This is a genomic window from Campylobacter sp. B0100352/1 (assembly GCF_020135855.1).
Taxonomy (GTDB): Bacteria; Campylobacterota; Campylobacteria; order Campylobacterales; family Campylobacteraceae; genus Campylobacter_D; species Campylobacter_D taeniopygiae.
In genome coordinates, this window is the sequence record NZ_JACHTP010000036.1 from 1 (window position 1) to 5,972 (window position 5,972).

Below are 5,972 nucleotides of genomic sequence, written 5' to 3' on the forward strand. Positions count from 1 at the left end.
TTTTGAATTATTTTAGAATTTTTGGTTTTGGTAAGTGCCAACATGAGTAAAATTCTAGCTTTTTGTGGATTTAAATCTTGGGTGCAAATAAAACCGAGATCTTCATCTTCTTTGCTTAAAATAACTTCTCCTGCTTGTATGCGTGAGCTGATCGCAACGATAAGATTTTTTTTCATAAGCTCTTTTAATATATTTTTTTGATTTTCATGGATATTTCCCGATCCACTTCCTGCTATCACCAAAGCTTGAGTTCCATTTTCAAATAAAGCTTTTGCTGCAACGCCACTTCCATCATTAGAATAAGTATAAAGTATATCAACTTTGGGCAAGTCTTCAAGATGATCGATATCAAATGGAGTATTTTTGGTATGTAATTTTTCAATTGTGTTATAAAAATATACTTTTCCATCTAAAATATACCCCAAATCTCCAAAATTTGGAGAAGAAAAAGCATCCAAATTTAAAGTATGAGTTTTTACTGCTGCTCTAGCACTTAAAATTCGATCGTTCATGACAATCATAACGCCTTTATTTTTAGATTTCTCATTAATAGCTAAAGCCACAGCATTATATAAATTTTTAGATCCATCTGCACTCATAGCTGTAGAAGGACGCATCGCACCTGTTAAGATAACCGGTTTATCGCTTTTAATAGTTAAATTTAAAAAATACGCAGTCTCTTCCATGGTATCTGTTCCATGAGTTACCACAACGGCATCTATTTCATCTTTAGTTAAAAGCTTATTGATTTTTTTGGCAAGATTTAGCTGAATTTCATTAGACATATTAGAACTATCTATATTAGATATCTGATAACCTATGATTGTTGCAAATTCTTTAATTTGAGGCACAGCATCAAGCAAAACTTCTATATTTAAAGCTCCTGCTTTATAGCCTGTTGTCGTAATAGCATCATCAATAACTCCTGCTATAGTTCCACCTGTTGCTAAAATTGCAATTTTTGGTTTCATTGATCAATCCTGCGTATCTTTTCTTCGGTTAAAATTTCTTTTATGATAAATTGAGGAGTTAAAAGTCCCCTAAATTCATTTTTAGAAATACTTCCTAATACATTAATGTTTTCATCAATGCTTGGCTCTTTGTCAAAATTAAAAAACAAAGCTTCAACAACCTTATTTTCTTTAGATAAAACTAATTTTAAATGTTTTTCATTTTTTCCTAAAATTTTTTTATTTTTCACTTTTAGATTTTCTAAGACAAAAAAAGGGCGAGGATTTTTATGCCCAAAAGGTTCGAAAGATTCTAAAATTTCTAACATTTCAAAATCAATTTCATTTGGATCTAAAACCCCTAAAATTTCATCAGTGTCTAAAAATTCATTATCAGGAATTTTTGCACATTCTTGCTGGATTAGAATTTTAAATTTTTCAAAATTTTGAGCATCTAAACTCATGCCTGCAGCACCTTTATGCCCTCCATAATTACTTAATAAAGAATTAGCTTTAGAGATTAAAGATAAAATATCAATCTTTCCAACACTTCTAGCGCTACCTTTTAAATAATCCTCATTTTGAGAAAACACAAAAGCAGGTTTATTAAAATGTTTCGACAAGCGACTCGCTACTATACCCAAAACCCCTTCATGCCAATTTATCCCAGATACCACAATACAAGAATCTTGATCGTTAATTTGACTTAAACTTTCTTCAAAAAGCTGTTTTTCTTCATCTTTTCTATTTTCGTTAAAATTAACAATCTGCTCTAGATACTCTAAGGCTTTATTTAAATCTTTAGTGTGCAAAAATTCATAAGAAATGCTAGCATCATCCATTCTTCCAGCACTATTAATCAACGGGGCAATTAAAAATCCTATGCTATCTAGAGAAAATTTATCCTTTTGATAGTAATTTTTAATAGCCTTAAAAGCTGCTCTTTTGGATTTGTTAATAAAATCAATGCCTCTTCTTACCAAAGCACGGTTTAAATCTCTAAGCTCCATCATATCAGCAATTATAGCAATAGCTAATAATTCTAAAAATCGACTCATATCGTATTTTAGTTTGCAAACCTCTTTTAAAGCAGCGATCAAATACCATGCCACCTGTGCTCCACAAATTTCAATATCTGGAAATTCACAATCTTTTTGCTTAGGATTGATTATCGCAAAAGCATCAGGCAAAATATCTTGAGGCATGTGATGATCAGTAATGATTAAATCGATATTTTTTTCTTTGCAAAGTTTAGCAGCTTCAAGTGCTGCTATGCCATTATCTACGGTAATAATTAAATCGACATCAAGCTCATTAATAATTTCAGAATTTAACCCATACCCATCTTTAAAGCGATTTGGAATTCTAACGATATAATCAAAACCTATATCATCAAAAAATTCCGCCATAATCACACACGATACTATACCATCAACATCATAATCGCCTACAATAGCAATTTTTTCATTTTTTTCTATCGCACTTTTTATGCGTTCTGCTGCTTTATAAATATCTTTTAAGCAACACGGTAACGGCAAATCACAAAGTTTAGTATGAAGATCTTTTTCAAAACGTGAAGCTAAAATTTTTTTAACTTCACTTTTATCAATCTTTTTCATGTTTGATTGCTGCCTCAATAAATCCAAAAATCACTGGATTTGCATGCTCTAATCTTGAAGTGAATTCAGGATGGAACTGCACAGCTAGGAAAAATGGATGCGAATTTAACTCTATAGCCTCGATAAGCCCTTGACTTTCTCCACTTACAATAAGTCCATTATTTTCAAAATCTTTACGGTATTTTGGATTGGCTTCATAACGATGACGATGACGCTCTTTTACGCTTTTTGTATTACCATAAACTCTTGCTAAAATTGTTTTAGGCTTAATCTCACACTCATAAGCACCCAAACGCATCGTTCCACCCAAAGGTGTTTTAGCGGTTCTAATTTGTTTTTTTCCATTAGAATCAATGAATTCATCAATCAAATAAATAATAGGATTTTTACACTTTTCATCAAATTCGCTTGAATTAGCATCTTTTAATTTTAAAACATTTCTAGCAAATTCTACTAAAGCTAACTGCATACCCAAACAAATACCTAAAAAAGGAATTTTATTTTCTCTTGCATAATTAATCGCTTTTATTTTCCCCTCTACGCCACGATTTCCAAAGCCTCCTGCAACCAAAATTCCGCTCACATCTTTAAATGCTTCAGATGATTCTAAATTTTCAAGCTTTTCACTATCGATCCATTTAAGCTCCACTCTCGTATCAAGTGCTGCACCCGCATGTATAATAGCTTCAGTAAGACTTTTATAACTTTCTTTTAAATCAACATATTTTCCTACAAACGCAATTTTAACCTCATTGCTTGGTGCAATCACCCTTTTTACCAAACTATTCCAATTTTGCATATCAGGTTTTGAAATTTTAAGATCTAATATACTTGCAATTGGATTTAATATATCTTGTTTTAAAAAATTAAGCGGAATTTGATAAATACTTGCTGCATCTATACTTTCTATAACGCAATTTTTTTCCACTCCGCAAGAAATAGCAATTTTGTCTTTTAAATCTCTATCTAAAGATTTTTCACTACGACAAATTATCATATCAGGACTGATTCCTATACGTCTTAATTCACCTACGCTATGTTGAGTAGGTTTGGTTTTTAATTCCCCTGCTGCTTTTATAAAAGGCACTAATGTAAGATGTATGTTCATAGCATTATTTTTGCCTACTTCTAAACGTAAAGCACGAATGGCCTCTAAAAAAGGAAGGCCTTCTATATCACCAACCGTTCCTCCAATCTCTACAATTAAAACATCTTTTCCTTCACCGGCTTTTTGGATACGATCTTTAATCTCACCTACAATATGAGGAATAACTTGGATCGTTTTTCCAAGATATTCTCCACGCCTTTCTTTCTCAATAACGCTTTGATAAACACGCCCTGTTGTAAAATTATTATCTTGAGACAAACTTTCATCTAAAAAACGCTCATAATGTCCCAAATCTAAATCCGTTTCCGCCCCATCATCGGTTACAAAAACTTCTCCATGTTCAAAAGGACTCATAGTTCCAGGATCAACATTAATATAAGGATCTGCTTTAAGTATGCTTACTTTCAAACCTGAATTTTTTAAAAGTGTAGCAATGGAAGCTGCAGCAATTCCTTTTCCTAAAGAACTCAAAACTCCACCGGTTACAAAGATATATTTTGTTTGTTTTTTCATCGCTTTAATCAACCTTGATTTTTTAATTTAATTATAACTTGATAAAACTTTTTATTTCATTAGAATTTTAAGTAAAAAATGCAAGAATTATAAAAAACAAAAATTTCATTTTCAAGGAAAAATTATGAAAATCACTCTACTTTTTCACACTCCACTTTCCGTATGCTCTCATGCGACAAGAACTTGTTGGCAAAGTTTTGAAAAGGGTGATTGTGGTGGCGAAAAAGATAAAGAGCTTATTGATCGCGTTGGCAATAAATTTAAACATGCCTCAACTTTAGAACATTTAAATTATACTTTTTATATCCAAGGAATTTCAAGAGCTTGTTTGCAAGAAGTTGCACGTCATCGTCATACTAGTCCTAGTGTAAAAAGCACAAGATACACTTTAAAAGAACTTCGCAATGAAAATGAATTTAAAGTTGGAGATTTTGAAAATGCTAGTCGATATTTGGTGCTTTGTGGAAATGAAGAGGTGGATAATGCTAGTATTAAAGCTTTGGAAAATTTAAGACTGATCTTACAAAAAAGCATTAGTTTAGATATAGCTAAGTATTGCTTACCAGAAAGCTATAAAACTGAACTGACTTTAACCATAAATGCTAGGAGTTTGCAAAATTTCATTTCACTTCGCAGCTCAAAATCCGCTCTTTGGGAAATTAGAAATTTAGCCAATGCCTTATTTGAAGCTTTACCAGAAGAACATCGATTCATTTTTGAACATTGTTTGCATAAAGATATAGAATAATTTTGTAAGCAAAATTCTAAATAGTAAAAAAATCTTGATCTAAATATTTAATTAATAAATAAATTATATTTTTATAAAATATCATCTTTAATATTTTTTAAAAATAAAATAGGTGGTATTTAAAGATGAGTATAAAAATTAAAATGTCTTTAATAGCTAATATAATAGCTATTATTTGTCTACTTGCTTTAGGTATTGTAACTTTTATTTTTGTTAAAGATGCCTTACTAAAACAAGTAATCTCAACTCAAACTAACTACGTTAAAACTGCAAAAAGTTCTATGACAAATTATAACGAGGTTAAACTAACCGTTCTTAAGGAACTCGCCAATAGTTTAAGTAAATTGCCTCTTAGCAGTTTTAGCGATGAAAAAGCTGTTTTAGATAATGCAGGCTTAATTTTTCAAAATTATAGAAAAGGTGGTGATTTATTAGCAGCTTATATAGGTTTATCAAATGGTGAATATATTGGAAGCGATCCAAGAAGTGATAAAAAAAATGTTGATGCTATTATTTATGGAAAAGCTAATAACTATGATTCTAGGAATAGAGATTGGTACAAAAATGCAAAGGAGCAAAATGGTATATACGAATCTCCTTCTTATATAGATACTGCATCCAATCTTCCTTGTTTTACCTATTCTATGCCTTTTTATAAAGATGGTAAGTTTATTGGAGTTTTAGCGATTGATGTTTCAAATGCAAATTTACAAAAACAATTTGATAAATTATCAGGAGATGTTTTCGTTTTTGATCAAAAAAATTATGTTTTTGTTTCTTCGAATAAGGCATTTTTGGGACAAAATTCAAATATTCCAAATATAGAAAGCAAATTTAAACAAACTGGAGATTATAATTCTTTTTCTTATACAAGAATTCAAGGGGGTGATAGATTAGCTATGTGCTCTCAATTTAATAATTATACAATTTGTTCATCTGAACCAGTAGAAGCAATCCAAAAACAAGTCTCTAAAATAGCTTATATACAAATTATTATAGTAGTTGTAATTATTATTATTAGTATTGTTTTGCTC

5 protein-coding genes are annotated in these 5,972 nt (G+C 30.6%); 2 read left to right on the forward strand and 3 right to left on the reverse strand.

The window, feature by feature from the left end:
• The 3 genes from H2279_RS08040 to H2279_RS08050 all read right to left on the reverse strand — a co-directional run.
• On the reverse strand, window positions 1-971 hold a 971-nt coding region (locus H2279_RS08040; protein WP_337196210.1), incomplete at its 3' end, for an asparaginase.
• Entirely contained in the window at window positions 968-2,569 is a 1,602-nt protein-coding gene (recJ, locus tag H2279_RS08045; RefSeq protein ID WP_337196211.1) for a single-stranded-DNA-specific exonuclease RecJ, read from the reverse strand. The genes recJ and H2279_RS08040, both read right to left, overlap by 4 nt.
• On the reverse strand, window positions 2,556-4,190 hold the full coding sequence (locus H2279_RS08050; protein WP_137624537.1) for a CTP synthase: 1,635 nt from the start codon (window positions 4,188-4,190) through the stop codon (window positions 2,556-2,558). The genes recJ and H2279_RS08050 overlap by 14 nt, the downstream gene beginning before the upstream one ends.
• Before the next feature lie 124 nt (window positions 4,191-4,314).
• Between H2279_RS08050 and thyX the strand changes: the two genes are divergently transcribed.
• Both thyX and H2279_RS08060 read left to right on the forward strand, forming a co-directional pair.
• A complete protein-coding gene (gene thyX / locus H2279_RS08055) occupies window positions 4,315-4,938 on the forward strand; it encodes an FAD-dependent thymidylate synthase (RefSeq protein WP_137624536.1) in 624 nt (207 codons plus the stop codon).
• A gap of 125 nt (window positions 4,939-5,063) precedes the next feature.
• Window positions 5,064-5,972, forward strand: a 909-nt coding sequence (locus tag H2279_RS08060) for a cache domain-containing protein (RefSeq protein ID WP_337196212.1), incomplete at its 3' end; no start/stop codon positions are given.